Consider the following 26,549-nt stretch of genomic DNA (forward strand, 5'->3'; position numbering starts at 1 on the left):
GGGCGCGATCCAGCAGAGCCGGCGCGGCATGGGCGCTGGCGTTTTTTGCATCATCGGGCAGAAGGTGAAATAAATAAATAGAATCTGCTTGATGAGATAAATCACCAGAATCAATATTGGTGGAGACAGCCCATGAACCTGCAAGACGTGGACCTGAACCTGCTGGTCGTCTTCAACGAACTGCGCAAGCACGGCCGGGTGTCGGCCGTGGCCGAGAGCCTGGGCATCTCGCAGCCGGGCGTCAGCAATGCGCTGGGCCGGTTGCGCAAGCTGTTGGGCGACGAGCTGTTCCTGCGGACCTCGCGCGGCATGGTGCCCACGCCCTACGCGCAGGATCTGGCGCAGCCCATCGCCGCCGCGCTGGAGGCGCTGCACAGCACCCTGAACGCGCGCGCCGCGTTCGACCCCGCGCATAGCGGTCGTGCCTTCGTGATCGGCGTGAACGATGTGGGCGAGACCTATTTCCTGCCGCGGCTGATGCGCGCGCTGGACCGCGCCGCGCCCGGCGTCACGGTGCGCACCGTGCGCACCACCTCGATCGACGTGAAGGACGAGATGGAGCGGGGCCGCATCGATCTGGCCATGGGCTTCCTGCCCGATTTGAAGAGCGGCTTCTTCCAGCGGCTGCTGTTCCGCCAGCCCTATGTGTGCATCTTCCGCCGCGACCATCCGCTGGCGCGCACCGGGGTCTCGGCGCGGCAGTTCCGCGCGGCCGAGCACGTGGCCATCGCCTCGGAAGGCACGGGCCACGGCGTGGTCGACCAGGTGATAGGGCAGGCCGGCATCCGGCGGCGCCTGCGCCTGACGGTGCCGCACTTCATTGCGGTGGGGCCGGTGCTGGCCGCCACCGACATGATTGCCGTGGTGCCGCAGCGCTTTGCCGACTGCGCCTGCGGTCCGTTCGGCCTGGCAACTGCGCCCTGTCCGGTGAAGATCCCGGAGTCCGTCATCAACGTGTTCTGGCACGCCCGCAACCACCGAGAGCCCGCCAACCAGTGGCTGCGGCAGGTGGTGGTCGACGAGTTTGCGGATTAAGTGTCGCGCAGCGTTACCGGAAACCAGCCGCGCAGCGCATTGGACAGGCGGATTTCCTCGGCGGCATGCAGGTCGGCCAGGGTCAGGACGCGTTCTTCCACCTTGCCCGTTTCGAGCAGTTCGGCGCGCTGCACGCCGGGCAGGCAGCCGCTGTCCACGGGCGGCGTGTACCAGTCGCCATCCAGGCGCAGATAAACGTTGCTGCGGCTGCCTTCGCAGAGTTCGCCGCGCTCATTCAGGTAGAGCAGATCGAAGATGTGCGGATGCGACGGCAGCCATTCGATGGTCTTGGTGTACCAGGGGCGGTAGGTGGTCTTGTAGCGCAGCAGCGGTTCGGATGAACGCAGCGCTTCGGGCGCCAGCATGGCTTCCTGTGCGGGTTGCAGGGGTGGCAGCGGCGCGGTCTGGATGTTGCGGCTGCCGTCGCGCGCCACCAGCAGGCGCAGCCTGTGCGGCCCCGGCGTGGCTAGGCCCAGGGCGGTGATCATGATGTCGGCTTCGACGGCCCGGCCTCCCCAGCCGTAGCCCAGGGCCTTGCAGGACGCTTCCAGACGCTTGAGGTGGCGCCCCAGCAGCGGCACGCGTCGTTCGGCATCGACCAGGATGGTCTCGATCAGTTCGGGTTGCATGGGACTCTCCTGGCGTAAAGGCGCGCTGCGGCCGCGCTCTATCCTACTACCGATGGCGGCCGGCGCGCAGGGGCGCCGGACATCCGGACTGTGGCCTCAGGCCCGCAAGATCCGGGCCTTCCAATGGCATTCCTGCCATTCCTCGGCCGGGTCGGAATCGTGCACGATGCCGCCGCCCACGCTATAGATGCCGTGGCCGGCGTGGTCCAGGACCAGGGTGCGGATGGCGACGTTCAGCGAGAAGTCGCCGTCCGGCGCCAGCCAGCCGATGCTGCCACAATACAGGCCGCGCGGCGCTGTTTCCATCTGGCGGATGCGGCGCATGGCCGCGACCTTGGGGGCGCCGGTAATGGAGCCGCAGGGAAACAGCGCGCGCAGCACCTCTTCCAGCGAGGCGTGCGGCGCCAGCGCCGACACTGTGGACGTCATGGTCCAGACGGTGGGATAGCGCTCCAGCGAGAACAGCGCGTCGACCCGCACCGAGCCCGGCTCGGCCAGCCGGCCCAGATCGTTGCGCAGCAGGTCCACGATCATCAGGTTTTCGGCGCGGTTTTTTTCGCTGGCCAGCAGCGCCTGGCCCAGCCGTTCGTCCTCGGCCGGATCGGGGGCGCGCGGGGCCGTGCCCTTCATCGGGCGCGTGGTCAGGCGCGGGCCGTCGCGGCGCACGAACAGTTCGGGCGAAAACGACAGCACCGTGCGTTCGCCGTCCTGGATGAACGCGCCGTGCGCCACCGGGTTGCGGGCGGCGATGCGCCGGTACAGGGTGGCCGCGTCGCCCTGGAATTGCAGGTCCAGCGGCTGGGTGTAGTTCACCTGATACAGCTCGCCGTCGCCGATCAGGCCGCGGATGGCTTCAATCTGGCGCACGTAGTCGACCTCGGTCATGCGCGGCGCGGGCAGGCTGATGGCGGCTGGCGCGCTGCCTGCATCCGGCGCGTCCCAGGGCGCTTCGTCGTGCTTGCTTTCGAATGCAAGCGCCGTCAGGCGTGGCCTGGCGTCGTCGCGCGGCGGCGTCCAGGGGCCGGCGGGCGGCGCCAATGCGGCTTCGGGCAACAGCCATTCGCCCAGTTCGTAGTCCAGCAACAGGGCGATCCAGCGCCCCTGCTGCCGCTGCGCCTCGATGGCGGCCAGGGCCGGGGCGACCTCGGTGGCGCAGCGCGCCTCGATCCGCGAGCACAAGCCCTCGAATCGCAGCGCGCGGCCCGCCAGCCGGTCTTCAAAGCGACATTCCATGCTTCTTACTGCTGTTGATGTGCCAGGAATTCCTTCAGGACCCGCCCGGTATGGGAATGGTCGCTCAGGGTCATGACGTGTTCGGGCGAGCCTTCGCCCACCAGCTTGCCGCCGCCCGTGCCGCCTTCGGGGCCCAGGTCCAGCAGCCAGTCGGCTTCGGCGATCACGTCCAGGTTGTGCTCGATCACCACCACAGTATTGCCGGCTTCCACCAGCCGGTGCAGCACGTGGATCAGCTTTTCCACATCGGCCATCGACAGGCCGACGGTGGGCTCGTCCAGCACGTACAGCGTATGCGGGATGCGCGAGGCGCGGCCAGTCTTGATCAGACCGTCGGTGAGACGGGCCTTGGACAGCTCGGTCACCAGCTTGATGCGCTGTGCTTCGCCGCCTGACAGCGTGGGGGAGGGCTGCCCCAGCGTCAGGTAGCCCAGACCCACGTCCTGCATCAGCTGCAGGGGACGATGGATCTTGGGATGCGCGGCGAAGTAGCCGATGGCGTCGTCCACTTCCATGGCCAGCAGTTCGCCGGCGTTCTTGCCGCGCATCTGCACGCTGAGGGTGTCGTTGTTGAAGCGCGCGCCGTTGCAGGCGTCGCAAGGCACCTTCACGTCCGGCAGGAAGTTCATCTCGATGGTGCGCATGCCCTGGCCTTCGCAGATCGGGCAGCGGCCGTCGCCGGTGTTGAACGAGAAGCGCGCCGCGGTCCAGCCGCGCATGCGCGATTCCCGGGTGTCGGCGAACTGCTTGCGCACGTCGTCCCAGAAACCCACGTAGGTGGCCGGGCAGGAGCGCGGCGTTTTGCCGATAGGGGTCTGGTCCACTTCCAGCACGCGGTCGATGGCTTCCCAGCCCTTGATGCTGTCGCAGCCGGCCCAGCCCGGCGCCTTGCCTTGCGACACGGCCTGCATCAGGTTGTCCAGCAGCACTTCGCGCGCCAGCGTGGACTTGCCCGAGCCCGACACGCCGGTCACCACGCTCAGGCGGCCGACCGGGATCTTCGCGTCCACGCTGCGCAGGTTGTGCAGGCGCGCACCCTTGATCTCGATCATGGGCGTGTCGGCCTCGACCGGCCGGCGGCCTTGCAGAGGATGCTGCAAGGGCTTGGCCAGGTAGCGGCCAGTGACCGATTCGGGCGCTTCGATCAGGTCCTGCGCGCTGCCCTGGGCCACCACGCGGCCGCCGCGGATGCCCGCGCCCGGACCGATGTCGATGATGTGCGAGGCGCGGCGGATGGTGTCGTCGTCGTGCTCCACCACCACCAGCGTGTTGCCGTTGCCTTCCAGGCGCGCCAGCGCGTCCAGCAGGATGCGGTTGTCGCGCGGATGCAGGCCGATGGTCGGCTCGTCCAGCACGTAGCAGACGCCCTGCAGGTTGGAGCCCAGCTGCGCCGCCAGGCGGATGCGCTGCGCTTCGCCGCCGGACAGCGTCGGCGCGGCCCGGTCCAGCGCCAGGTAGTTCAGGCCCACTTCCTGCATGAAGTTCAGGCGTCCGCGGATTTCCGTGAGAATGTCGCGGGCGATCTCGCCTTCGCGGCCGCGCGCCACCAGTCCGGTGAAGAAGGTATGCGCGTCCGACACCGGCAGCGAGGCGAGTTCGGCGATGGACTTGTCGCGCCAGCGCACGGCGCGGGCCACGCGATTCAGGCGGTCGCCATCGCACTGGGTGCAGACCTTGGCCTCTCCTTCGTACCACGCGTTCCAGGCGGTTTCCTCGCCGGTCTGCTCTTCATCGAAGCCTTGCAGCTGCAGGCCGGTGCCGTAGCAGCCCGTGCACCAGCCATGCTTGGAGTTGTACGAGAACAGGCGCGGATCCGGTTCGGGGAAGCTCGTGCCGCAGGACGGGCAGGCGCGCTTGACCGAGAAGTGCTGCTGCTGCAGGTCGCTGTCCAGTGCCTCGTGCAGCTTGTTCACAGGCCAGACCACGGACATCACGCCCTGGCCGTTTTCCAGCGCGTTCTTGACCGCCGCGCGCAGCTCGGCCTCGTTGGCCGGATCCACGACCACGTCCGCGATCGGCAGTTCGATGGTGTGTTCCTTGTAGCGGTCCAGGCGCGGCCACGGGGCCACGGGAATGAACTCGCCGTCCACGCGCAGGTGCGAGTGGCCCTTGGATCCGGCCCATTTGGCCAGGTCCGTGTAGTAACCCTTGCGGGCCGTGACCAGCGGCGCCAGCAGGCCGATGTGCACGCCCTTGTGCTCGCGCAGCAGCCGCGCCACGATCTGGTCGGTGTTCTGCGGCTCCACCGCCACGTTGCAGTCGGGGCAGTATTGCGTGCCCAGCTTGACGTACAAGAGGCGCAGGAAGTGATGGATTTCAGTCATCGTTGCCACGGTGGACTTGCGTCCGCCGCGGCTGGTGCGCTGCTCGATGGCGACCGTGGGCGGGATGCCGAAGATGGCGTCCACGTCCGGCTTGCCGGCCGGCTGCACGATGGCGCGGGCGTAGGCGTTGAGCGATTCCAGGTAGCGGCGCTGCCCTTCGTTGAACAGGATGTCGAAGGCCAGCGTGGACTTGCCCGAACCGGACACGCCGGTGATGACGGTGAACTTGTCGCGCGGGATTTCCACGCTTACGTTCTTCAGGTTGTGTTCGCGCGCATTGCGGATTTCGATCGCCATATTGGCCTGGCGGCGCTCGCGCATCAGGGACTGCAATGGGCGGCCGACGTCCGCGTTGTAGGTTTCGCCGGGCTCGGCGATGCGGGCCGTCAGGCCGGCCTGCTCGACTTCCTGCGCGTCGGCGTCGGTGCTTACCACCACGTCGGCCGGCAGGATGCTGACTTCGTAGTCGCGCAGGGCGGCGCCCGTATGCGACTTGGGGTTGTCCATCAGGTCCTGTGGCGTGCCGGTGCCGATGACCAGGCCGCCGGCGTCGCCGCCTTCGGGGCCCAGGTCGATCAGCCAGTCCGCCGCGCGGATCACGTCCAGGTTGTGCTCGATCACCAGCAGCGTGTGGCCGGCGGCCAGCAACTTGCGGAACGCGCGCATCAGCCGCGCCACATCGTCGAAGTGCAGGCCGGTGGTGGGCTCGTCGAACAGGAACAGGCTGCCCTTCTTGGCGACCTTGGCGGTGGAGATGCCGCTGCGCGCGGCTTCGGCCAGGTGGCCGGCCAGCTTCAGGCGCTGAGCCTCGCCGCCCGACAGGGTGGGCACGGGCTGGCCCAGCCGCACGTATTCCAGGCCCACGTCGGCCAGCGGCGCCAGGCCCGTCTGCACGTCGCGCAGGCCCTTGAAGAAGTCCAGCGCCTCGCTGACCGTCATCTCCAGCACTTCATCGATGGACGCGCTCTTGCCCAGATGCTCGACGCGCACTTCCAGCACTTCCGGGCGGAAACGCTTGCCGTCGCAGTCCGGGCAGCGCAGGTACACGTCCGACAGGAACTGCATTTCCACGTGTTCGAAGCCGGTGCCGCCGCAGGTGGGGCAGCGGCCGTCGCCGCCGTTGAAGCTGAACGTGCCGGCCGTGTAGGCGCGCTCGCGCGCCAGCGGTGCCTGGGCGAACAGCTTGCGGATCGCGTCGAACGCGCCCACGTAGCTGGCCGGGTTGGAGCGCGCGGTCTTGCCGATAGGGGTCTGGTCCACCATGACCACATCGGCGATCTGTTCGGCGCCCAGCAGGCGCTCGAAGGCGCCCGGCGCTTCCGATGGCTTGCCCTTCTGCTTGAGCAGGGCGGGGTAGAGCACGTCCTGCACCAGCGTGGACTTGCCCGAGCCGGACACGCCGGTCACGCAGACCAGGCGGCCCAGCGGCAGCTCGACGGAGACGTTCTTCAGGTTGTGCGCGCTGACGCCTTCCAGCAGCAGGCGCGGCGTGTTCGCCGCCACCGGCATGGGGCGCGGCGCTTCCACGCGCTGGCGGCCGCCCAGGTAGTCGCCCGTCAGCGTGCGCGCCGAGCGCAGCTGGGCCGGCGTACCGTCGAAGACGATCTGGCCGCCGCGTTCGCCGGGGCCGGGGCCGATGTCGATGATGCGGTCCGCGGCGACCATGACCTGCGGATCGTGCTCCACCACCACCAGCGTGTTGCCGGCGTTGCGTAGCCGGTGCATGACTTCGACGACGCGGTGCATGTCGCGCGGGTGCAGGCCGATGGAGGGTTCGTCCAGCACGAACAGGGTGTTTACCAGCGAGGTGCCCAGCGCCGTGGTCAGGTTGATGCGCTGCACTTCGCCGCCAGAAAGCGTTCGGCTCTGGCGGTCCAGCGTCAGGTAGCCCAGGCCCACGTCGCACAGGAACTTGAGGCGCGCGCGCACCTCGGTCATGAGCAAGTCGGTGGCGGCGTCCAGCGCGCCTGAGAACGACAGCGTGTCGAAGAAGGTCCGCACCCGTTCGATGGGCAGCAGCATCACGTCATGGATGGACAGGCCGCCCAGGTTGTCGAGCTGCTCGCGGCTCCAGTTGGCGCTCACCGGCATGAAGCGCTTGTAGCGGCCGTCTTCCGGCGGCAGCACGGTGTCGGCTTCTTCCTTGGTGCCCAGGCGCCAGAGCAGCGCGTCGGGCTTGAGGCGCGCGCCATTGCAGGTGGGGCAGGGCGTGTAGCTGCGGTACTTGGACAGCAGCACGCGCACGTGCATCTTGTAGGCCTTGGTTTCCAGCCAGTCGAAGAAGCGCTGCACGCCATACCACTGGTGCTTCCAGGCGTCGTTGCCGCCCTTCCAGTCGGGAGTGCCATAGAGCACCCAGCGCTTGTGCTCTTCGCTCATCTTTTTCCAGGGCACGCCCAGCGGCACGCCGGCCTTGGGCGCGTATTTCTGAAGTTCGTCCTGGCATTCCTTGTACGACGGCGTGGTCCAGGGCTTGATGGCGCCTTCCAGCAGGGTCTTGTTTTCGTCCGGAATGACCAGGCCGAAATCGATGCCGATCACGCGGCCGAAGCCGCGGCAGGCCTCGCATGCGCCCAGGGGCGAGTTGAACGAGAAGCTGCTGGGCAGGGGATCGGTGTATTCGATGTCGCAGTCGGCGCAATGCAGGCGGTCGCTGTACTTCCAGATGTGGGCGTTGCCGCCCTCGGCGTCCATGACGTACACGGCCAGGTGGCCGGCGCCCATGCGTAGCGCCGTGTCCAGCGCTTCCATGACGCGTTCGCGTTCGGTGCCGGCGAAGCGGAAGCGGTCCTGCACCACGTGCAGGATGCGGCGTGATTCAGTGCTGCCTTTTGCGGCCTTGGCCTTCTTGGCGCCCTTGGCCGGGGCGGCTGCGCGCGGCGCGGCGTTTTCCTCGGCGTGCACGCGGGTGTAGCCCTGCTGCTCCAGGAAGCCGCGCACTTCCTCTTCGGTGAAGTTGGCGGGAACGGCAATGGGAAAAGTCACCACCAGCCGCGGATCGCCGGCGGCGGCGGCGCGTTCGGCCAGCGAGTGGTACACGGAATCCGGCGTGTCGCGCCGCACCACCTTGCCGCACCCGCGGCAATACAGTTTGGCGCCGCGCGCGAACAACAGCTTCAGGTGGTCGTTCAGTTCCGTCATCGTGCCGACCGTGCTGCGCGAGCTGCGCACCGGATTGGTCTGGTCGATGGCGATGGCGGGCAGGATGCCTTCGATGCGGTCCACCTGCGGCTTGTCCATGCGGTCCAGGAACTGGCGCGCATAGGGCGAGAAAGTTTCCACATAACGCCGCTGCCCCTCGGCGTACAGGGTGTCAAAGGCCAGCGAACTTTTGCCGGACCCCGACACGCCGGTCACGACGACGAGTTCGCCGGTGGCGATGGTCAGGTCCAGGTTCTTGAGATTGTTCTGGCGGGCGCCAACGATGCGAATTTGGGAGCTCATGGACGGTATCGTAGCCTGAGGGGAGAGGCCTGCCCGAGCGACAACCCATCGCTGGTTCCGAGCGCGGCGATATGGAATAATTGACTATATTGTGAGTCATGAGTCCAATATATGGACAAAACAAGAGCTCACTAGCTGTACAAATAAACAGTATCGCAGATTCGTCTGAAATTCGCGCTGTCGGCGTTGCACGTTCTGCAGATTCACTGCTAAAGGCATATGGCCATTAGCTGGAGACAAACTTGCTGGAAACCAAGGTCCCGGGCGCCGCGGCGTTCGCCAAATTCATGACGGTGCTGCAGGCGGTGGCGGATGCGCCCCAGCCGCCCACGGCCGCGTCGTTGGCGCGCAGCTGCGGCTATCCCCGGCCCACCGTCTACCGCATCGTCGCGGCGCTGGCCGAACAAGGCATGGTGGCCGAAACCGGCGGCGCCTACCGCCTGGGGCCGCGCCTGATGTCGCTGGCCAGCCGGGCCTGGTCGCAGTTCGACCTGCGCGCGGCGCTGGCGCCCGACCTGCAGGCCTTGCGCGATGAAACCGGCGAAACCGTGCACCTGGCCGTGCCTGCCGGACACGAGATGACCTATATCGACAAGCTGGAAAGCCCCGGTCCGGTGCGCATGGCCTCGCGCGTCGGGGCCAGCGTGGCGCTGCATTCCAGCGCGGTCGGCAAGGCTTACCTGGCGGCGCTGGATCCAGCCTCGCGGGAACGCCTCTTGCGCGAATTGCCGCTGACTGCCCGCATGCCCGGCACCGTGACCAGCCTGCCCGAACTGCGCGCCGTGCTGGACGCGGCCGCCGCCCGCGGCTACGCCACGGACGACGAGGAAAACGAAGCTGGCATCGTCTGCTACGGCGTAGCCTTGTGCGACGCGGCCGGACGGCCCATCGCGGGCGTCAGCGTCAGTACCCTGCTGTTCCGGCGGCGCGAAGACCCGCAAGCCGCCTATATCGAACCCTTGCTGCGGCTGCGCGATGCCGCCGCGGCCAAACTCGCCGTCCTGCCGGTATCGCCCGGCGGCGCCTGACCGTCTGCCCCCAAGGAATGCCATGACCGCAACCGCTGCCCCTCTTGCCTCCAAGCTCTCCACCCTCCTGGCCTCCCGGGTCGTCCCCGTGCTGCGCTACACGGACGCCGCCACCGCCGCCTATGCGGCCGAAGTCGCGGTGGCCGCCGGCTGCACCACGCTGGAACTGACCTGGACCATCCCCGGCGTCACCGACCTGCTGCGGGCGCTGCGAGACAAGCACGGCAGCGCGCTGCTGCTGGGCGTGGGCACGGTGCTGGACGAGCACCACGCGCGCGAGGCCTTGGTCGCGGGCGCGGACTTCCTAGTGTCGCCAGCGCTGGCCACCGACATCGTCGACCTGGCGCATGCGGCCGACGCGCTCTGCCTGCTGGGCGCCTTTACCCCCACCGAAGTGCTGGCGGCGCGCCGCGCGGGCGTGGACGTGGTGAAGATATTCCCCGCAGACACCGGCGGCCCCAAGCACCTGGCCGCGCTCAAGTCGGTGTATCCGGATACCATTTTCTGCCCCACGGGCGGCGTCACCCAGGACAACATGGGCTCGTACTTCGCTGCCGGCGCCGCCATCGTCGGCATCGGCAGCAATCTCTATGACAAGGCGGCCTTCGCTGCCCGCGACACCGCCGCGCTGGTGGCGCAGATCGTTCGCACCCGGGAGGCCGCCCATGGCTGATTTCGATATCGTCGCGTTGGGCGAGCCGCTGGTCGAACTGAACCAGACGCATCAGGACCAGCGCCAGTATCTGCAGGGCTTTGGCGGCGACACCTCCAACGCCGTCATCGCAGCCGCGCGGCAGGGCGCAAGCTGCGCCTATCTGACGCGTGTCGGCAACGACGCCTTTGGCCAGCAGTTCCTGGACTTGTGGCAGACCGAGGGCGTGGATACGTCAGGCGTGCAGGTGGATGAGCAGGCTCACACCGGCTTGTACTTCGTTCAGCACGGCCCCGACGGCCATGCCTTCAGTTACCTGCGCCGCGGCTCGGCCGCCAGCCTGATGACGCCGGCCAGCCTGGACTCGGGCCTGATCGAACGCGCCCGCTACCTGCACGTGTCGGGCATCAGCCTGGCGATCAGCACCAGCGCCTGCGACACCGTGTTCGCTGCCATCGAGCGCGCGCACGCGGCCGGCGTCCAGGTCAGCCTGGATTCGAACTTGCGGCTGCGCCTGTGGCCGGTGGACCGCGCCCGCGCCGTGCTGCGCGAAACCATGCGCACGGCCGACCTGTTCCTGCCCAGCATGGACGATATGCAGCATCTCACTGGCAACGACGATCCGGAACGCACGCTGGACTGGATCCGCGATGCCGGCGCCACCGGCGTGGTGGTGCTGAAGCTGGGCAAGGACGGCTCCATCATTGACGACGGCCAGCGCCGCGTACCCGTGGCCGCCTTGCGCGTGGATGCGGTGGACGCGACCGGCGCGGGCGACTGCTTCGCCGGCAGCCTGTTGGCGCGCCGTTGCCTGGGAGACTCCTGGGAAGACGCCGTGCGTTACGCCAATGCCGCGGCGGCCTTGTCCACGCTGGGCTATGGCGCGGTGGATCCGCTGCCGCGCAAGGAACAGGTGCTGGAGCGGCTGAAGAGCCTTTCCGGCTGATTGCAGGAGGGGGCCTGGACGGGTGCGGGCGCCTATTCCGGCTGACCGGGCGGCGTTCCGTCCCGCATTTGAGTGCTTCAGGCGCGAACGTGGCGGAAACACCGCATTTTTGCGTCGCTGGCGCCGTCAGGGCATTTCAGGCTAAAATGCCAAGTTACCCGAATTTTCCGCCAGCCCAGTTTCCGGTTGTGCGGGCAACATTTCCGCAAATTCAACAGGAGAATCAACATGGCTGAACGCAAACGCGTGCGTCGCAACACCCTGGAACGTCGTTGCCTGGGCAAGGCTTTCAAGCGCTTGTTCGTCACGTCGCCCAAGGGCGTTTTCAAGATGCTGGAAAAGATCAAGCGCGTCTAAGTGACGCGTCCGGCCGCAGCCCAGGCTCGGCCAGATCAAAAAAACCGCTCGGTGCGCCGAGCGGTTTTTTTTGTCCTGCGGGGGCCAGCCTATTTCTTGTCTTGGGGCGGACCGAGCTTGGGCCGGATGAAGTCCATGAAGGCCCGGGTCTTGGCCGGCTGGATGCTGGACGGATACACCACGTAGATCGAGATCGGATCCACCGACCAACCTGGCAGCACCCGCTTGAGCGAATTGCGCTTGATGATGGGCTCCAGCGCCAGGCAATGCGGCATGCGCGTGATCGCCAGATCCAGGCCCGCCAGGGTGCCCGCGATGCTCATGTTGTTGGCCGCCAGGTGGCCGCTGACCGGCACGCGTTCGCTGACCGCGCCGCGGCGCAGCGTCCAGTGCGAATGCGCCTCGTCGATGGTGGTGCGCAGGCACTGGTGCTGGGTGAGATCCGCCGGCGTCTTGGGCTCGCCGTAGCGTTCCAGGTAGCGGTCGGAGGCATACAGGTAGTTGTTCAGGGAGACCAGCTCCTGCACGACCGCCCCGCTGTGCATGCCCCGGTTGCCATTCAGATCGGCGGCGCTGGCCGACGCCAGCGGGTAATCCGCATTGCTGCCAAAGCGCAGCACGATGTCGAACGGCGTGCCTTGCGCGTCGGAGGCCGTCATCATGCTCAGGTCGAACTCGCATTCCACTTCCGGATAGCGGTCGGTGAAATCATTGATGGTTTCTGGCAACAGCCAGATCGCCAGGCTGTAGGGCATGGATACCCGGAGGTTGCCGGACGGGCCGCCGGACAGGGATTGCAGCTGCTCGTGCGCCAACCTGGCTTCGTCGATCAGGCCCTGGCAGCGCCGCATATAGGCCGCGCCGGCTTCGGTGAGGTCGAGGCGGCGCGTGTTGCGGTTGATCAACCGCAGGCCGATGGCGCGCTCCAACTCGTTGATGCGGCGCGATAAAGTCGAGGTCGGCATGTTCAGCGCGCGCGCCGCCAGGCTGAAGCTCTTGCGCTTGGCAACCTCCACGAACAAGGCGATGTCATTGAGCTGGACGGTCGAAGCTTCCATAGGCATTCCGGTTTTGGCCGCCCGAGTGTACGCCACTACGGAGTGCGTCCCAAGGCAACTACGGCTTCGCGAAGTCCCGCGAATTGCAGTTTTTGTCAGATTTGATTGCAAATTTGAGGCCGACGGGGCCGGTACGCGCGAGCATATCCCCTAAACTTCAGGCGAAAACACCAAAACCAAGACCGCAGCGCTTGCTCGACGCATCGCAAAGGGGCTCAGTGGGCATGACCGACACACCAACTTTATTCACTGTTTTAACGCCCACCTACAATCGGGCGGGCACGCTGCACCGGGTATATGAATCCCTTTCCCGGCAGACTTTCCGGGATTTCGAATGGGTCGTGGTGGACGACGGTTCCACCGACAACACCCACGAATCGATCCTGGACTGGCAGGCGCGCGCCGATTTTCCCATCCGTTATTTCTGGCAGAACAACCGCCACAAGAAAACCGCCTTCAACCGTGGCGTGCGCGAGGCGCGCGGCGAACTCATCGTCGCGCTGGACAGCGACGACGAAATGCCGCCCGATGCCCTGGCCACATTCAAGGAGGCCTGGGACAGCATTCCGCCGGCGCGGCGCGAATCCTACGTGGCCGTGACGGGCCTGTGTGCGCGTCCCGATGGCAGCATCGTCGGCGACCGCTATCCGCAGGACGTGTTCGACAGCACGGCGGTGGATGTCTATTTCCGCTATCGCATCAAAGGCGAGAAATTCGGCTGTATGCGCACCGACATTCTCAGGAAGTACCCCTTCCCCGAGGATGTCGCGGGCTTTGTGCCCGAAAGCCTGGTGTGGTGGGCGATTGCGCGGGCGGGGTATCTCAGCCGCTTCATCAACCGCGTGGTGCGGACTTACCACGACACGCCCGGCGGCCTGAGCCAGGGCGCGGTTTCCGTGGGCAACAATGCCCAAGGCCTGTACCTGCTGGCCTGGGACGTGTTGCAGCATCACCTGGAATTCTTCCGCTACCGGCCGCGCGAATTCATCATGGCCGCGATCCGCTACACGCGCTTTCGGCTGCATCTGAAGCATTCCGGCGTGCCGACGGCGGTGCAAGCCTACAAGCTGACCAATCCCATGGCGAAGTTCATGGTCGCGGCCCTGTGGCCGCTGGGCTATGCCATGTACCGCCGCGACAGACGCCGCGGCGTGGCCTGAAGCCTGCCAAGCTGGCAGGCCCTTGGCAGGCTTCTGCCGGCGTTTCAGGCGGGCGTTGAGGCAGGGGCTCCGTGCCCCAGTCCCAGATACACCTCGACCACGCGCGGGTCTTCCGCCACCTGGGCGGCCGGGCCTTCCAGCGTGACGGCGCCTGTTTCCAGCACATAGGCATAGTCCGCCACCTGCAGCGCGGCGCGGGCGTTCTGTTCGATCAGCAGGATGGACACGCCCATCTCGCGCAAGCGCGTGACGATGCGGAACACTTCGCGCACGATGCGCGGCGCCAGGCCCAGGCTGGGCTCGTCCAGCATCAGGAGCTTGGGCTTGGCCATCAGCGCGCGGCCCACCGCCAGCATCTGGCGTTCGCCGCCGGATAGCGTGCCGGACAGCTGGGCGCGGCGCTCCTTCAAGCGCGGAAACAGTTCATAGACCTCGGCCAGCGTCTGGTCCTGGTCGCGCAGGCCGCTGCGGAAGCGGTGGAACGCGCCCAGCATCAGATTGTCTTCCACCGTCATCTCGGCAAACAGCTCGCGCTTCTCAGGCACCAGGTTCATGCCGGCCGCCACCATTTCCTCGATCTCGGCATGCTCCTGGACCTTGCCGCCAAAGACGATCCGGCCGCTGGACGGCAGCACGCCCATGATGGCAGACAGCAAGGTGGTCTTGCCGGCGCCGTTGGGGCCGATCACGGTCACGATCTGGCCTTCGCCTACTTCCAGGCTGACGCCCGAGACGGCCTCGACCTTGTCGTAGGCCACGCGCAGGTCGCGCACTTCCAGCAGTTTCGCGCTCATCATTCCACTCCGCCCAGATAGGCTTCAAGCACCGCGGGGTTGTTCTGGATCTCGGCGGGGAGGCCTTCGGCGATCTTTTCGCCGAAGTCCATGACCACCACGCGGTCCACCAAGCCCATCACGAAGTCCATGTCGTGCTCCACCAGCAGGATGGCCATGCCTTCGGCGCGCAGCTTCTTCAGCAATTCGGCCAGCTCGCATTTTTCCTGGTAGCGCAGGCCGGCGGCGGGCTCGTCCAGCAGCAGGATGCAGGGGTCGGACGCCAGCGCGCGGGCGATTTCCAGGATGCGCTGCTGTCCCAGGGCCAGCGAGCCGGCCTCGTCGTGCAGATGCTTGCCCAGGCCCACGCGCTCGACCTGGCGGGCGGCTTCGGCCAGCAGGCGCGCTTCCTCGGCGCGGTCCAGCCGCCAGGCGGCAGGCAGCACGCCGCGATGGCCGCGCAGATGCGCGCCGATGGCCACGTTCTCCAGCACGCTCATGCGGCCCAGCAGGCGCACGTGCTGGAAGGTGCGCGACAGGCCCAGCCGCGCGATGCGGCGCGCGCCGACGCCGGCCACGGAATGGCCCAGCAGCGTCACCGTGCCGGAAGTCGGCGTGTCCACGCCCGAGATCTGGTTGAACATGGTGCTCTTGCCCGCGCCGTTGGGCCCGATCAGCGCCAGGATTTCGCCGGCGTGGATTTCCAGGTTCATGGCGTTGTTGGCGACCAGGCCGCCGAACTTGCGGGTCACGTCCACGGCCTTGAGCACCACCTCGCCGCGCGGCGGCATGGGCTTGCGCGGCAGCGGCTCGGCGTTCATGTCCAGCTTGCGCTGCTGCTTCTTCACCGGCACGCAGCGCGTCAGCACCGGCCACAGGCCGCTGCGGGCGCGGTGCAGCAGCAGCACCATGCCGAAGCCGAATACGATCACCTCGAAGTTGCCGGTCTGGCCCAGCAGTTTGGGCATCCAGTCCTGCAGCCATTGCTTGAGCACGGTGAAGACGCCCGCGCCGACCAGCGCGCCCCAGACCTGTCCCGCGCCGCCGATGACGGTCATGAACAGGTACTCGATGCCCATCTGCAGGCCGAAGGGGTTGGGGTTCACGAAGCGCTGCATGTGCGCGTACAGCCAGCCCGAGGCGCAGGCCTGCAGCGCGGCGATGATGAAGATCACCATGCGCGAGCGCGCAGTATCCACGCCCATCGATTCGGCCATCACGCGGCCGCCCTTGAGCGCCCGGATGGCGCGGCCCTCGCGCGAATCCAGCAGGTTCTGCGTGGACCATACGGCCACCAGCAGGAAGGCCCAGATCAGGTAGTAGATGTTGTCGCCCTGGTTCAGCGTCCAGCCGAACAGGTTGATGGCGGGAATGTCCGGGATGCCGGTGTGGCCGCCCAGGCCCTCCACCGAGCCGAACACGAAGTACAGCGACAGGCCCCAGGCGATGGTGCCCAGCGGCAGGAAATGCCCCGACAGCTTCAGCGTGATCGCGCCCAGCAGGTAAGCGATGACCAGCGTGAGCAACAGCCCCGCCAGCAGGGTCAGCCAGGGCGATGCGCCCAGCCATGCCAGCCAGGACGGCAGCGTGTCCGCGCGGGTGGTCAGCAACGCCGTGGTGTAGGCGCCCACGCCCACGAACGCGGCCTGCCCGAAACTCGTCAGTCCGCCGACGCCGGTCAGCAGCACCAGGCCCAGCGCCACCATGGCGTACAGGCCGATGTAGTTCAGCAAGGTGACGTAGAACGGCGGCAGCGCCAGCGGCGCCAGGGCCAGCAGCGCCAGGAATGCGAAGAGGATGTGGCGCGGGTTCATTCGTCTTCTTCCTCGACGTGATGGCTTTTCAGTGAACGCCAGAGCAGCACGGGGATGATCAGCGTGAACACAATGATTTCTTTGTAGGCGCTGGCCCAGAACGAGGAGAAGGCTTCGATCAGGCCGACCAGGATGGCGCCGGCCGCTGCCAGCGGATAGCTCACCAGGCCGCCGATGATGGCGCCCACGAAGCCCTTCAGGCTGACCATGAAGCCGGAGTCGAAGTACATGGTGGTGATGGGCGCAATCAGGATGCCCGACACCGTGCCGATCAGCGCGGCCAGGAAGAACGTGGCCTTGCCGGCGAAGATCGGCGAAATGCCCATCAGCCGCGCGCCCAGCCGGTTGAAGGCGGCTGCGCGCAGGGCCTTGCCGTACATCGAGCGTTCAAAGAACTGGTAGAGCACGACGATGAGCAAGGCCGACACCGCCACCACCCATAGCGCCTGGCTGTTGACGTTCAACGGCCCCAGCGCCAGGCTGGCGTCGCTGAAGGGCGCCGTGCGCGCGCCTTCCGCGCCGAAGGCCAGCAGCCCCAGGCCCACCAGCGCCAGGTGCACGGCAATGGAGACGATCAGCAGCACCAGCGTCGAGGCCGACGCGATGGGCTGATAGAACAAGCGGTACAGCTGCGGTCCCATCGGCACCAGCAGCAGCAGCGTCAGCAGCGCCTGCGCCGCCATCGGCAGCTGGGCCAGCGGCAGGTTGTAGAACAGCGCGGCCAGCACCAGCGGATAGGCCACCTTGACCGCCATGCGCCAGACGCCGCGGTTGCGCCCGGGGCGCTTGCGCCGCGCCAGCAGATCGGCGCCGACCTCGGCCAGCGCGAAGGCAAACAGCAGCCACACCAGCAGCACCGGCTTGCCGGCCTGCAACGCGGCCATGGTGAGCGCGCCGAACGCGACGAACTCGCCTTGCGGGATGAACAGCACGCGGGTGACGGTAAAGACCAGCAGGATGGACAAGGCCAGCAGCGCATAGATGGCGCCGTTGGTGATGCCGTCCTGCCCGAGTATCAGGGCAATCTGAGCATTCATGCGAAATTCCGGGTAAGACAGACAAGCACGCCAGGCACCTCATTCCCCATCCGCGCGCCCACGGAGCAAACTCTGCGCATCCTCGGGATGCCGCGGAGCCGGCTTTGCCGGTCCGCAGGCATGCCCCCTGGGGGGAAGCGCGGAGCGCTTCGGGGGGAGTCCACCTTGCGGAGCCGGGCTCTGCCGGTCCGCAGGCATGCCCCCCTGGGGGGGAAGCGCGCAGCGCTTCGGGGGGGGGACTATTTCACCAATGTCCAGGCGCCGTCCTTGACGGTGATGAGCTCGCGGCCGCGGTCGTCAAAGCCGCTGTGGTCGGCGGCCGTCATGTTGTAGACGCCTTGCGTGCCAACCAGCTCCTTGGTCTGTTCCAGCGCATCGCGCAGCGCGTTGCGGAACTCCTTGGTGCCCGGCTTGCCGGCCTTTTCCGCCAGCGGCACGGCCTTCTCCAGCAGCAGGCCGGCGTCATAGACGTTGGCGCCGAAGGTGGCGGGCTTCGAGCCGTTGAGTTTTTCGTAGGCGGCGATGTAGTCCGAAGCGACCTTCTTGGACGGGTTGCTGTCCGGCATTTCCGGCAGCACCAGCATCAGGCTGGCGGCCAGCACCGTGCCTTCGACCTTCTTGCCGCCCAGCTTCAGGAAGTCGGGCAGGGCCGCGCCGTGGGTCTGGTAGAACTTGCCCTTGTAGCCCTGGTCGAACAGGGTGGTCTGGGGCAGCACGCTGGCGGCGCCGGGGGCGGCCACCAGCACGGCGTCCGGCTTGGCGGCCAGGATCTTCAGCGCCTGGCCCGTGACCGAGCTGTCAAAGCGCAGGTAGCGTTCGTTGGCGGCGATCTTGATGCCCTTTTCGGCGGCCATGCCCGAGAAGACCTTGTACCAGTTCTCGCCGTAGGGATCGTTCAGGCCGATGAAGCCGACAGTCTTGATGCCGGTCTTGGCCATGTGGTCGACCAGCGCGCGCGCAATGATGTCGTCGTTCTGCGTGGTCTTGAAGACCCACTTCTTCTGGTCGTTCATGGGCAGCACGACGGCGGCGGTGCCCACGGGCGCCAGCATCGGCACGCCGGCTTCCGCCGCGAACTGGATCACGCCCATGGCGTTGGGCGAGCCCGACGGGCCGATCAGCGCGTCCACGTTCTGCTCCGAGATCAGCTTCTTGAAGGCCGTCACCGAGTTGGTGGAATCGCTGGCGTCATCCAGCGAGATGTATTCCACGGTCAGGTCGCCGATTTTCTTCGGCAGCAGCGGCACGGTGTTCTTCTGGGGAATCCCCACCAGGGCCGTCGGGCCGGTGGATGAAGTGACGACGCCGACCTTGACTTGGGCCAGGGCGGGCAGGGCGAACAGCGCGGCTACCGCGGCGGCAGCGGCCAGGGGGAGTTTCTTCGACAGCATGGCAAAACCTCCGGATAGGGAGCAGGGTGGGGGTGCGGCTGGAAAACGGAGAAAACGGGTACTTCTGTGCTTGCTTGGTTTGCTTTAATACTTGTTGCTTAAACTTTCTGTGCGCAGGCTCGCACTGTAGACCTGGTCCGCAGTGCTTACCTATCCGTCAAAACCCGAAGCGGGCTCGCGCGACGCGTGTTCAGATGGTGATGGAGCTGACGCTGGCGCCGCCGCAGACGAACAGCGTCTGGCCGGTGACGAAGCTGTTGGCGGGATCCGAGAAGAACATGACGGCGCGCGCCACGTCGTCGGAACGCCCCAGACGCTTGACCGGTATGCCGGCCGCCAGCTGCTTTTCGCGCTCGCTGCCGGGCTCGATCACCTCGTAGAACATGTCGGTCTGGATCGGACCGGGAGCCACCACGTTGACCGTGATGCCATAAGGCGCCAGCTCCAGCGACCAGGTGCGCGCCATGCCCACCATGCCGGCCTTGGTGGCCGAATAGGCAGTGCGGGTCGGCAGGCCCAGTGCGCCGCGCGAGGACATCATCACGATGCGGCCGAACTTGCGCTCCTGCATGCCGGGCAGGGCGGCCTGCACCAGGCTGATGGCCGCGCCCAGGTGGATCTGGGTCAGGCCGTGCAGTTCTTCCTGCGTGACCTGCGGCAGCAGGTTGGGCCAGATGACGCCGGCGTTGTGAATGACGTGGCTGATGGGGAACCTGGCAGCGGCTTCGGCGCCCGCTTGCGCGGTGGCCTCGGCGTCCAGCAGGTCCACCTGCACGTTGTGCAGGCGCGGGTGGCTGAAGTCGGCGGCGCGGCGTGCCATGGAAATCACTTCGTAGCCCGCGTCCAGCATGCTGCGGCAGATTTCGGCGCCGATGCCGGCGCTGCCGCCGGTGACGATGGCGACGTTGGTGTGCGTCATGGGTATCCCCCTGTTGTCGTTGTCGTGAGGCCGGCTCTGGGACGGCCTGCTCAGGCCTTGGGCGCCAGCGCCAGCACGCGCAGCGGGCTGCCCGAGCCGCTGCGGATCTTGAGCGGCGCCGAGAAGATCACCGCGCCGGTGGGCGGCAGCTGGTCCAGGTTGGTCATGCATTGCAGGCCGTAGCGGTTGTTGCCATGCATGTAGTAGTGGCAAGGATAGGGGGGATCCAGGTGCTGCGCCTGGCCCGCGTCGGTGCCGACCGACTCGGTGCCGAAACCGTGCACGTCGCGCTCCTTGATCAGCCAGGGCACCACTTCAGCGTCCGGGCCGGGCGAGTGCGCGCCGTCTTCCTGCTGGTTCAGGTAATCGGCGGGCTTGGCGCGCTTGGACCAGTCGGTGCGCATCAGCACCCAGGAACGCGCGGGAATGCGGCCATGTTGCTCTTCCCATTTCTTCACGAAGTCGATGGTCAGCAGGAAATCGGGGTTGTCGCGCGACTCGGCCGAGCAGTCGATGACGCAGGCGCTGGCGATGAAGGCTTCCACCGGAATGGTGTCGACGGTGTTGTCCGGCTGGTCCTTGCCCGTGACCCAGTGGGCCGGCGCGTCAAAGTGGGTGCCGGTGTGTTCGGAGCACGAGAAGTTGTTCCAGTACCAGGCGGGGCCGCGCTCGTCGTAGCGCGAGATCTCCTCGATGCGGAACGGCCAGGCCTGGCCGAATTCCGGCGGCAGCACGATGGTCGGGAATTCCGGCGTCAGCGTTTCGGTCAGGTCCACCACGCGGATGCGGCCGGACATCAGTTCGGCCATGAATTGGGCAAGAATGTTTTGGCTCATGTGCTGTTCCTCTAGGTTCGTACGTTGTCGGGGCGGCGGGCCGTCAGGCTCCCAGCTCCCGTTCCAGTCCCTTGGGGTTGTCCGCCAGCCGGGCGCGGAATTCCTGCGCGACATCGCCGACGTAGACGTCCTCGATGCCGTCCTTGAGTGCGCGCACGATGGCGGCCGCGATCGCGGCAGGCGCCACGCGCGGGGGCGGCGTGCGCTGCTCCCATTCGTGATCCACCGGCCCGGGGAACACGTTCACCACCCGCACGCCCGCGCCGCGCATCTCGGCGCGCAGGCATTGCGCCAGGGACAGCGCAGCCGCCTTGGACGCCGACCACATGCCGCGCGACGGCAGGTTCATGTGGGCGTAGATGGACAGCACGTTGACCCAGGCCGTGGCGCTGTTCACGCCGTCCGCCGCGCGTCCGCACAGGGCCGGGCCGAAGCTCTGCGCCAGGCGCATCAGCCCCAGCACGTTCACGTCCATGGCGTCGCGCGCCGTGTTCACGTCCTTGCGGTTCAGCAGCCCGCCTTCGCGTTCCAGGTCGGCGGTGTTGACCAGGATCTCGACCTTGCCGCCGATGGAGGCGGCGGCGCGCTCGACTGAATCGGTATCGGTCACGTCCAGCACCACCGCCTGCACCCGCGGGTCTGCCGCCAGGGCCGCGTAGGCGGCGTCGCGCTTCCAGGCTTGCGGGTCGCCCAGGAACACGGTCGGGCAGCCGGCGTCCAGCAGGGCGCGCGCCACGGCCTGGCCCACCGCCGACTTGCCGTCGGTGACGAGCGCGCGGCGGAACTTCGGATCGCAAGAGGTTTCGCGCAGGGTCTTGTCGTCTTCCATGTTGGGCGTATTCCTTTCAGGCAGGGCGATCATCACGGCCTGGCCGCTGCGGTCCAGCTTCAGCGCCAGGCGCACGCGGTCGCCGTCGGCGCAGTCCTGGTGCACATGCGCCACCACGGATGGGCCGGCAGTCATGCGCACCGTGCCCACGCGCCAGGGCAGGCGTTCGCGGAAATACAGGTCGTTGCTGTGATGCAGGGTGGTGCTGACCAGCAGCACGCCGCTGGGATCGGCAGGCCGCCAGGGCAGATGCTCGGACAGGCAATGGCCGCAGACTTCGCGGGGCGGATACTGGACCGCGCCGCAATCGGCGCAGGTCTGCAGGTCGAAGCGGCCCTCGGCTGCGGCGGCGGTCAGCCCAAGCGCGCTGCGGCTGCGCCAGCCCGGCGGCAGCGTCGGCTGGCGGGTGCGGGCGATCGGGTTCTTGCGGGGCGGCTTGGCCAAGGGTTCGGTCATGCGTGGCTCCCCAGGATGGCCGCGGCCGTGCACAGCCCGCGGTCGTAATTGATCATGCCGAAGCCGCTCACCATGCCGAGGCGGGCGTCGGCCACCTGCGTGCCGCCGGCCGTGCCGCTCAACTGGCGCAGCGCCTCGACCATGCCCAGATAGCCGCCGGCGGCGCCGGCCTGGCCCACGGACAATTGGCCGCCATTGGTGTTGAAGGGAAAGCTGCCGTCCACGGTGAAGCTGTTGTTGCGCACGAAGTCGGGGGCCGCGCCCTTCGGGCAGAAGCCCAGGTCTTCGATCTGCATCAGGTTGATGACGGGATAGTCGTCGTAGGCCTGCAGGAAATCCATGTCGCCGGGCTGGACGCCGGCCTGGCCGTAGAGTTCGTCCAGGTCCACGGTCCAGCCGCCGCGGGTCTGGATCGGGTCCTCGATCCAGGCGTTGTGGCGTTCGATGGTGGAGAGGATGCGGGCGTAGGGCAGGCTCAGCGCGCGCGCCCGGTCTTCGCTCATGACCAGGAAGCCGTCGGCGCCGGCGCAGGGCATCACGCAATCGAACAGGTGTATCGGGTCGGTGATGACGCGGGCGTCCAGGTACTGGGCGAGCGTCAACGGCTTCTTCATCAGCGCGTGCGGATAGCGCAGGGCGTTGTCGCGCTGTGCCACGCAAAGCTTGCCGAAGTCCTCGCGGGTGGCGCCGGTCGCGCGCATGTAGTTGGCGGTCAGCAGCGCGAAGCTGGCGTTGGGGCCGCCTGCGCCATAGGGATAGACCGCGTCCTGCGCGAAGCGCGAGAACTGGCTGACCGTGTTGCGGAACGAGTCCACGTGGTTGGTGTCCCCTGCGATGCAGGCCACGATGCTGGCGTCGCCGGCCTGCACGGCGCGGGCCGCGCGGCGCAAGGCGGCCACGCCGCTGGCGCCGCCCATGGGGATATGGTCCAGCCAGCGCGGGCTCATGCCCAGGTGCTGCACCAGGCCGACGGCGGTGTCGGGCGCCAGGGTGAAGCTGGACACGCAGAGGCCGTCCACCTCGGTCTTGGCGATACCGGCCTGGCGGATCAGCGCGCCCAGCGCCCGTCCCAGCCACCAGTGGGCCGCATGGGTGGAATAGCGTTCATACGGAATCGTGACGGGCAGGGCCGCCACCACGCCGTCATAGCCCAGGCGGTTCATCGCGCGGGCTCCTGGCGCTTCTTCATGTGGCCGGTGTCCACGCAGCGGGCCGTGCCGGGCAGCGTGGGCGCCAGGGCTTTCATTTCGCCGCGCTGGATCTTGTTGGTGGTGGTCAGCGGCAGGCTGTCGACGAAGGCGACGTAGCCGGGGGCCTTGTAATAGGCCAGCTGCTCCAGGCTCCATTGCACGATGCTGCGGGCGGCCTCGGCCATTGCGACGCCCTCGGCCGGCAGGCTTTCGGGCACCACGCAGGCCAGCACTTCGTCGCCGCGCACGGCGTCGGGCACGGCGGCGACCGCCACGGCCTTCACCAGCGGGTGCTGCAGCAGCACGCTTTCGACTTCCACTGCGGAGATGTTCTCGCCGCTGCGGCGGATGACGTTCTTCTTGCGGTCCACGAAGCGCAGCGCGCCGTCGGCGTCGCGGCGCACGATGTCGCCGGTATGGAACCAGCCGTCCTCCCAGGCCTGGGAGGTCGCGTCCTGGTCCTTGAGGTAGCCGGCGAAGAATCCGTAGCGCGGGTCATCGCCGGCGTGGCGCACCAGCAATTCGCCCGGTTCGCCGGCGGCGGCTTCCAAGCCGGAATCAGCGACGATGCGCACCAGCACGTCTTCTTCCTCGCGGCCGAAGCAGCTGCTGCCGATGTGGCGCGGCTCATGGTTGGCGATGATGACGGCGCCCGCGCCAGTTTCGGTCATGGCCCAGGCTTCCAGCAGCGGAAAGCCGAAGCGTTCTTCAAAGGGCTGGTGCAGCTTGCGGTCCACGCCCGCGCCGAAGCCGAAGCGGATGGCGGGCTGCTTATCCCGTGCGGACGGTTCGGCCTTCATCAGGATGGCGGGCATGACGCCCAGGTAGTGCAGCACCGTCGCGCCGGAATCGCGCACGCTGTCCCACCAGGTCTTGGGATGGAAGCGGTCAAGCGGAATCAGGCAGCCGCCGGTCAGGAGCATGGCCATGGCCGAGTACGCCATGGCGTTCATGTGGACCAGGGGCAGCGGCGTCAGCATGCGTTCCTGGCCAGGGCGCAGTTCGCACAAGCCGCCGATGCGCGCGTACCAGCCGCCGGCATGCAGGAAATAGCGGTTGGGCAGGATGCAGCCCTTGGGCCGTCCGGTGGTGCCGGAGGTATAGAGCAGGGCGCATTCGGTCAGGATATCGGGCTCGCTGCCCGCCAGCGGCGCCGCAAAGGGCGCGGCGGGCGGCGTGTCGTCCGGTCCCATCACACGCAGTTCGCGGCCGGCGCGTTCTGCCGCGGCCAGCAGGTCGGCATGGCGTTCCGGCAGGGCAACGGCCAAAGCGATCTCGGAATGCCCCGTCAGGTATTCCAGTTCCGCTGCGCGCAGATCGGGGTTGATGGGCACCACCGACACGCCCAGCGCGTTCAGCGCGAACCAGTGCAGGAAGAACGAGGGGCGGTTCTCCAGCAGCAGGCCGGCGCGGTGGCCGTGGCCGTAGCCGGCGCGCGCATAGGCCGCGCGCAGGGCCTCGATGGACTCGGCGGCCTGGGCGTAGCTTAGTTCGCCTGCGGCGATGCCATAGGCCTGGGCCGTTTCCGGCAGGATGCACAGGAAGGGCTGGGCGCCGTAGCGGGCCGCGGTGTCGCGGAATGCCTGATGGACCGTGGTGCTCACAAGCCGCTCCTACATGAACAATTGGATATTGCCGAAGGCCGCGTCGCAGTTGACGAGGTCCACGCGCTTGAGACGGATGCGCAAGACGCCGTCCTGCTCCACCAGGTGGTGGGTGGTCCAGCCTGCATACAGCGTCTGCGCGTCCTGCCGCGTCTCGACGTAATGGAAGGCGGTGCGTACCACGTGGCGGCCTTCGGCGGGGGCGGCATCGGGATGGCCGTGCTCCACCGTGGGCGCCTGCAGCAAGTGGTGGCAGCGGCTCTTGGGCTGTTGCGAAAACGTGCGCTGGCCGGCCAGCCGCTCCACGCGCACGCGCAGCAGCAGCTTGTCTTCGTACATGAGCGAGGCGTGCAGCTTGGGATCGGTCTGGCCATGGGCCAGCGGCATCCAGTAGTAGCCGTCTTCGGTGTACAGGTTCAGCCAGTCCTCGAAGCGCAGCTCGTCCAGCATGCGCGCCTCGGCGTAGACAAAATCGATCAACTCGCGGTCGCTTGCGCTCATACCGACTCCGGTCCGGTCATGTAGCGGCCCCATGCGCGGTACTGGTTGCGCATCTGCCATTCATTGGTGCCATTGGTGGCGACGTTCTTCTGCCCGACCTCGTCGGGCGAGTACAGCCGGCCCACGTTGACCCAGTCCCGCGCCCGCGATTGCAGGCCGTCCTGGGCGCGCTCGTACATTTCCAGGTCGTCGTGCCCGACCACCGAGGTCGGCGCGTTGATGAGGCGGTTGTACATGAGCGTGCGTTCCAGCAGCAGGTCGGGCGCGCCCACCAGGCGGAAGGTCCAGGATTCCACCAGCGTGCGGTCGGCTGCGATGGGCTTGAAGACGCGCAGCGTCTGGATCGGGCCCTTGACCATGATGTTGGGGAAGTACACGGTGTTGTGGCGCACGTCGCCCAGGATCTGCTTGGCGCGTTCCTCGCCGTAGGCCGCGACCATGGAGTCCCAGTAGCCCGGAATGCCCGAGTACGAGGCATGGATGGAGTCCGACACGCCGGTATGGCCGTGGCCGTTCTCCCATACGCGGATGCCCATGTTCTCGAAGAACTCGTAAGGCGAGATGAAGGGGGCGAACAACTCGACGGCCATGGGCTTGGGCGTGCCTTCCGGCGCCTGTTCCCAGACCTTCACGGCGGTGCCTGCGGAGGACTCATGCGCCACCATCGGGTGGCAGGTGTCGGTCTGGTTGTCGACCAGCATCTTCCAGTTGCAGCGGTGCATGTAACGCAGCACGCCGCCGGCGACTTCCAGCCGGCCCTCGGGCGAGCGGTCGACCATGTTGTCCAGGGTGGACAGCGATTCGCCGAAGAAATCCTCGAAGGACTGGCCCTCGGGGTTCAGGCGGCAGAACACGAAGCCGCGATGGTTCTTCACGTCCTTCACGGCAGCCATGCCCTGGCTGGCTTCGCAGTTTTCCAGGCCGGTGTTCTCGTAGCCCTTTTTCAGCGGGATGGACAGCAGGCTGCCGTCGGTCTTGAAGGTCCAGGCGTGATAGGGGCAACGGAAGAACTTGCCGGTGTTGCCGCAGGCTTCACCCGCCACCATGGTGCCCTTGTGCGGGCAGCGGTTGTGCAGCACCCGCACCGAGCGGTCGCTGTGGCGCACCATCACCACGGGCTGGTTGCCCACTGTGGTGGTGATGTAGTCGCCCGGGTTGGGGACCTGGCTGTCGTGGCCGACGTAGACCCAGGTGTTGGCGTACAGGCGTTCCATCTCCAGCTCGAACAGCTCCTGGTCGATGAACAGATCCTTGTGCACCTCGGTGTCGCGCAGCAGGGCGCGGATGGCGTCGGGGTTGTCGCGGTATTTGGCCATGAGGGCGCTTCCTTGCG

21 protein-coding genes are annotated in these 26,549 nt (G+C 67.2%); 6 read left to right on the plus strand and 15 right to left on the minus strand.

What is annotated here, in order from left to right:
• Window positions 1-132 precede the first annotated feature (132 nt).
• Window positions 133-1,035, plus strand: a complete 903-nt coding sequence (locus tag HV793_RS19815; protein WP_054457424.1) for a LysR family transcriptional regulator — start codon at window positions 133-135, stop codon at window positions 1,033-1,035.
• Here HV793_RS19815 and HV793_RS19820 read toward each other — a convergent pair.
• The 3 genes from HV793_RS19820 to uvrA form a co-directional block, all read right to left on the minus strand.
• Entirely contained in the window at window positions 1,032-1,664 is a 633-nt protein-coding gene (locus tag HV793_RS19820; protein ID WP_054457422.1) for an aminotransferase class IV family protein, read from the minus strand. The two genes, HV793_RS19815 and HV793_RS19820, sit on opposite strands and share 4 nt — an antisense overlap.
• Window positions 1,665-1,760: 96 nt before the next feature.
• Complete coding sequence (locus HV793_RS19825; RefSeq protein ID WP_175213825.1) at window positions 1,761-2,897, minus strand: aminodeoxychorismate synthase component I; 1,137 nt, start codon at window positions 2,895-2,897, stop codon at window positions 1,761-1,763.
• A gap of 5 nt (window positions 2,898-2,902) precedes the next feature.
• A complete protein-coding gene (gene uvrA, locus HV793_RS19830) occupies window positions 2,903-8,665 on the minus strand; it encodes an excinuclease ABC subunit UvrA (RefSeq protein ID WP_054457418.1) in 5,763 nt (1,920 codons plus the stop codon).
• A 242-nt stretch (window positions 8,666-8,907) separates the two neighbouring features.
• Between uvrA and HV793_RS19835 the strand changes: the two genes are divergently transcribed.
• The 4 genes from HV793_RS19835 to HV793_RS31250 all read left to right on the plus strand — a co-directional run bounded on the left by HV793_RS19835 (window position 8,908) and on the right by HV793_RS31250 (window position 11,648).
• A complete protein-coding gene (locus HV793_RS19835) occupies window positions 8,908-9,693 on the plus strand; it encodes an IclR family transcriptional regulator (RefSeq protein ID WP_175213826.1) in 786 nt (261 codons plus the stop codon).
• A 22-nt stretch (window positions 9,694-9,715) separates the two neighbouring features.
• Window positions 9,716-10,366, plus strand: a complete 651-nt coding sequence (locus HV793_RS19840; protein ID WP_175181116.1) for a bifunctional 4-hydroxy-2-oxoglutarate aldolase/2-dehydro-3-deoxy-phosphogluconate aldolase — start codon at window positions 9,716-9,718, stop codon at window positions 10,364-10,366.
• Entirely contained in the window at window positions 10,359-11,291 is a 933-nt protein-coding gene (locus HV793_RS19845) for a sugar kinase (RefSeq protein WP_175181117.1), read from the plus strand. The genes HV793_RS19840 and HV793_RS19845 overlap by 8 nt, the downstream gene beginning before the upstream one ends.
• A gap of 228 nt (window positions 11,292-11,519) precedes the next feature.
• Window positions 11,520-11,648, plus strand: coding sequence for a hypothetical protein (locus tag HV793_RS31250; RefSeq protein ID WP_255423380.1), 129 nt, complete (start codon window positions 11,520-11,522; stop codon window positions 11,646-11,648).
• A gap of 89 nt (window positions 11,649-11,737) precedes the next feature.
• Here the strand turns inward: HV793_RS31250 and HV793_RS19850 are convergent, their stop codons facing one another.
• The gene (locus HV793_RS19850) at window positions 11,738-12,706 is read right to left on the minus strand and encodes a LysR family transcriptional regulator (RefSeq protein WP_119449706.1); all 969 of its coding nucleotides are present in this window, start codon (window positions 12,704-12,706) and stop codon (window positions 11,738-11,740) included.
• Window positions 12,707-12,930: 224 nt separating this feature from the next.
• On the opposite strand from HV793_RS19850, the gene HV793_RS19855 reads away from it, so the two are divergent.
• Entirely contained in the window at window positions 12,931-13,866 is a 936-nt protein-coding gene (locus HV793_RS19855; RefSeq protein WP_054457409.1) for a glycosyltransferase family 2 protein, read from the plus strand.
• Window positions 13,867-13,910: 44 nt separating this feature from the next.
• On the opposite strand, the gene HV793_RS19860 is transcribed toward HV793_RS19855, so the two are convergent.
• The 11 genes from HV793_RS19860 to HV793_RS19910 all read right to left on the minus strand — a co-directional run bounded on the left by HV793_RS19860 (window position 13,911) and on the right by HV793_RS19910 (window position 26,532).
• Complete coding sequence (locus tag HV793_RS19860; protein WP_054457408.1) at window positions 13,911-14,660, minus strand: ABC transporter ATP-binding protein; 750 nt, start codon at window positions 14,658-14,660, stop codon at window positions 13,911-13,913.
• Window positions 14,660-16,453, minus strand: coding sequence for a branched-chain amino acid ABC transporter ATP-binding protein/permease (locus HV793_RS19865; RefSeq protein WP_175213827.1), 1,794 nt, complete (start codon window positions 16,451-16,453; stop codon window positions 14,660-14,662). The genes HV793_RS19860 and HV793_RS19865 overlap by 1 nt, the downstream gene beginning before the upstream one ends.
• Complete coding sequence (locus HV793_RS19870) at window positions 16,450-17,490, minus strand: branched-chain amino acid ABC transporter permease (RefSeq protein WP_119449705.1); 1,041 nt, start codon at window positions 17,488-17,490, stop codon at window positions 16,450-16,452. The genes HV793_RS19865 and HV793_RS19870 overlap by 4 nt, the downstream gene beginning before the upstream one ends.
• 239 nt (window positions 17,491-17,729) lie before the next feature.
• On the minus strand, window positions 17,730-18,881 hold the full coding sequence (locus HV793_RS19875) for an ABC transporter substrate-binding protein (protein ID WP_054457402.1): 1,152 nt from the start codon (window positions 18,879-18,881) through the stop codon (window positions 17,730-17,732).
• Between the two features lie 190 nt (window positions 18,882-19,071).
• Window positions 19,072-19,800 carry an SDR family NAD(P)-dependent oxidoreductase gene (locus HV793_RS19880; RefSeq protein ID WP_059371593.1) on the minus strand — a complete coding sequence of 243 codons (729 nt, stop codon included), beginning with the start codon at window positions 19,798-19,800 and terminating at the stop codon, window positions 19,072-19,074.
• A 50-nt stretch (window positions 19,801-19,850) separates the two neighbouring features.
• On the minus strand, window positions 19,851-20,636 hold the full coding sequence (locus HV793_RS19885; protein WP_054457398.1) for a cyclase family protein: 786 nt from the start codon (window positions 20,634-20,636) through the stop codon (window positions 19,851-19,853).
• Between the two features lie 43 nt (window positions 20,637-20,679).
• Window positions 20,680-21,921, minus strand: coding sequence for an SDR family NAD(P)-dependent oxidoreductase (locus HV793_RS19890; RefSeq protein WP_175213828.1), 1,242 nt, complete (start codon window positions 21,919-21,921; stop codon window positions 20,680-20,682).
• Entirely contained in the window at window positions 21,918-23,084 is a 1,167-nt protein-coding gene (locus tag HV793_RS19895) for a thiolase family protein (protein ID WP_125472489.1), read from the minus strand. Before HV793_RS19895 ends, HV793_RS19890 begins: the two co-directional genes overlap by 4 nt.
• The gene (locus HV793_RS19900) at window positions 23,081-24,715 is read right to left on the minus strand and encodes an AMP-binding protein (RefSeq protein ID WP_175213829.1); all 1,635 of its coding nucleotides are present in this window, start codon (window positions 24,713-24,715) and stop codon (window positions 23,081-23,083) included. Before HV793_RS19900 ends, HV793_RS19895 begins: the two co-directional genes overlap by 4 nt.
• Window positions 24,716-24,724: 9 nt before the next feature.
• Window positions 24,725-25,216, minus strand: a complete 492-nt coding sequence (locus HV793_RS19905; RefSeq protein WP_054457391.1) for an aromatic-ring-hydroxylating dioxygenase subunit beta — start codon at window positions 25,214-25,216, stop codon at window positions 24,725-24,727.
• A complete protein-coding gene (locus HV793_RS19910; protein WP_054457389.1) occupies window positions 25,213-26,532 on the minus strand; it encodes an aromatic ring-hydroxylating dioxygenase subunit alpha in 1,320 nt (439 codons plus the stop codon). Before HV793_RS19910 ends, HV793_RS19905 begins: the two co-directional genes overlap by 4 nt.
• Window positions 26,533-26,549: the final 17 nt, after the last annotated feature.

Origin of the sequence: Achromobacter aegrifaciens, assembly GCF_902859965.1 — a bacterium.
In the GTDB taxonomy this organism is placed as follows: domain Bacteria; phylum Pseudomonadota; class Gammaproteobacteria; order Burkholderiales; family Burkholderiaceae_B; genus Achromobacter; species Achromobacter aegrifaciens.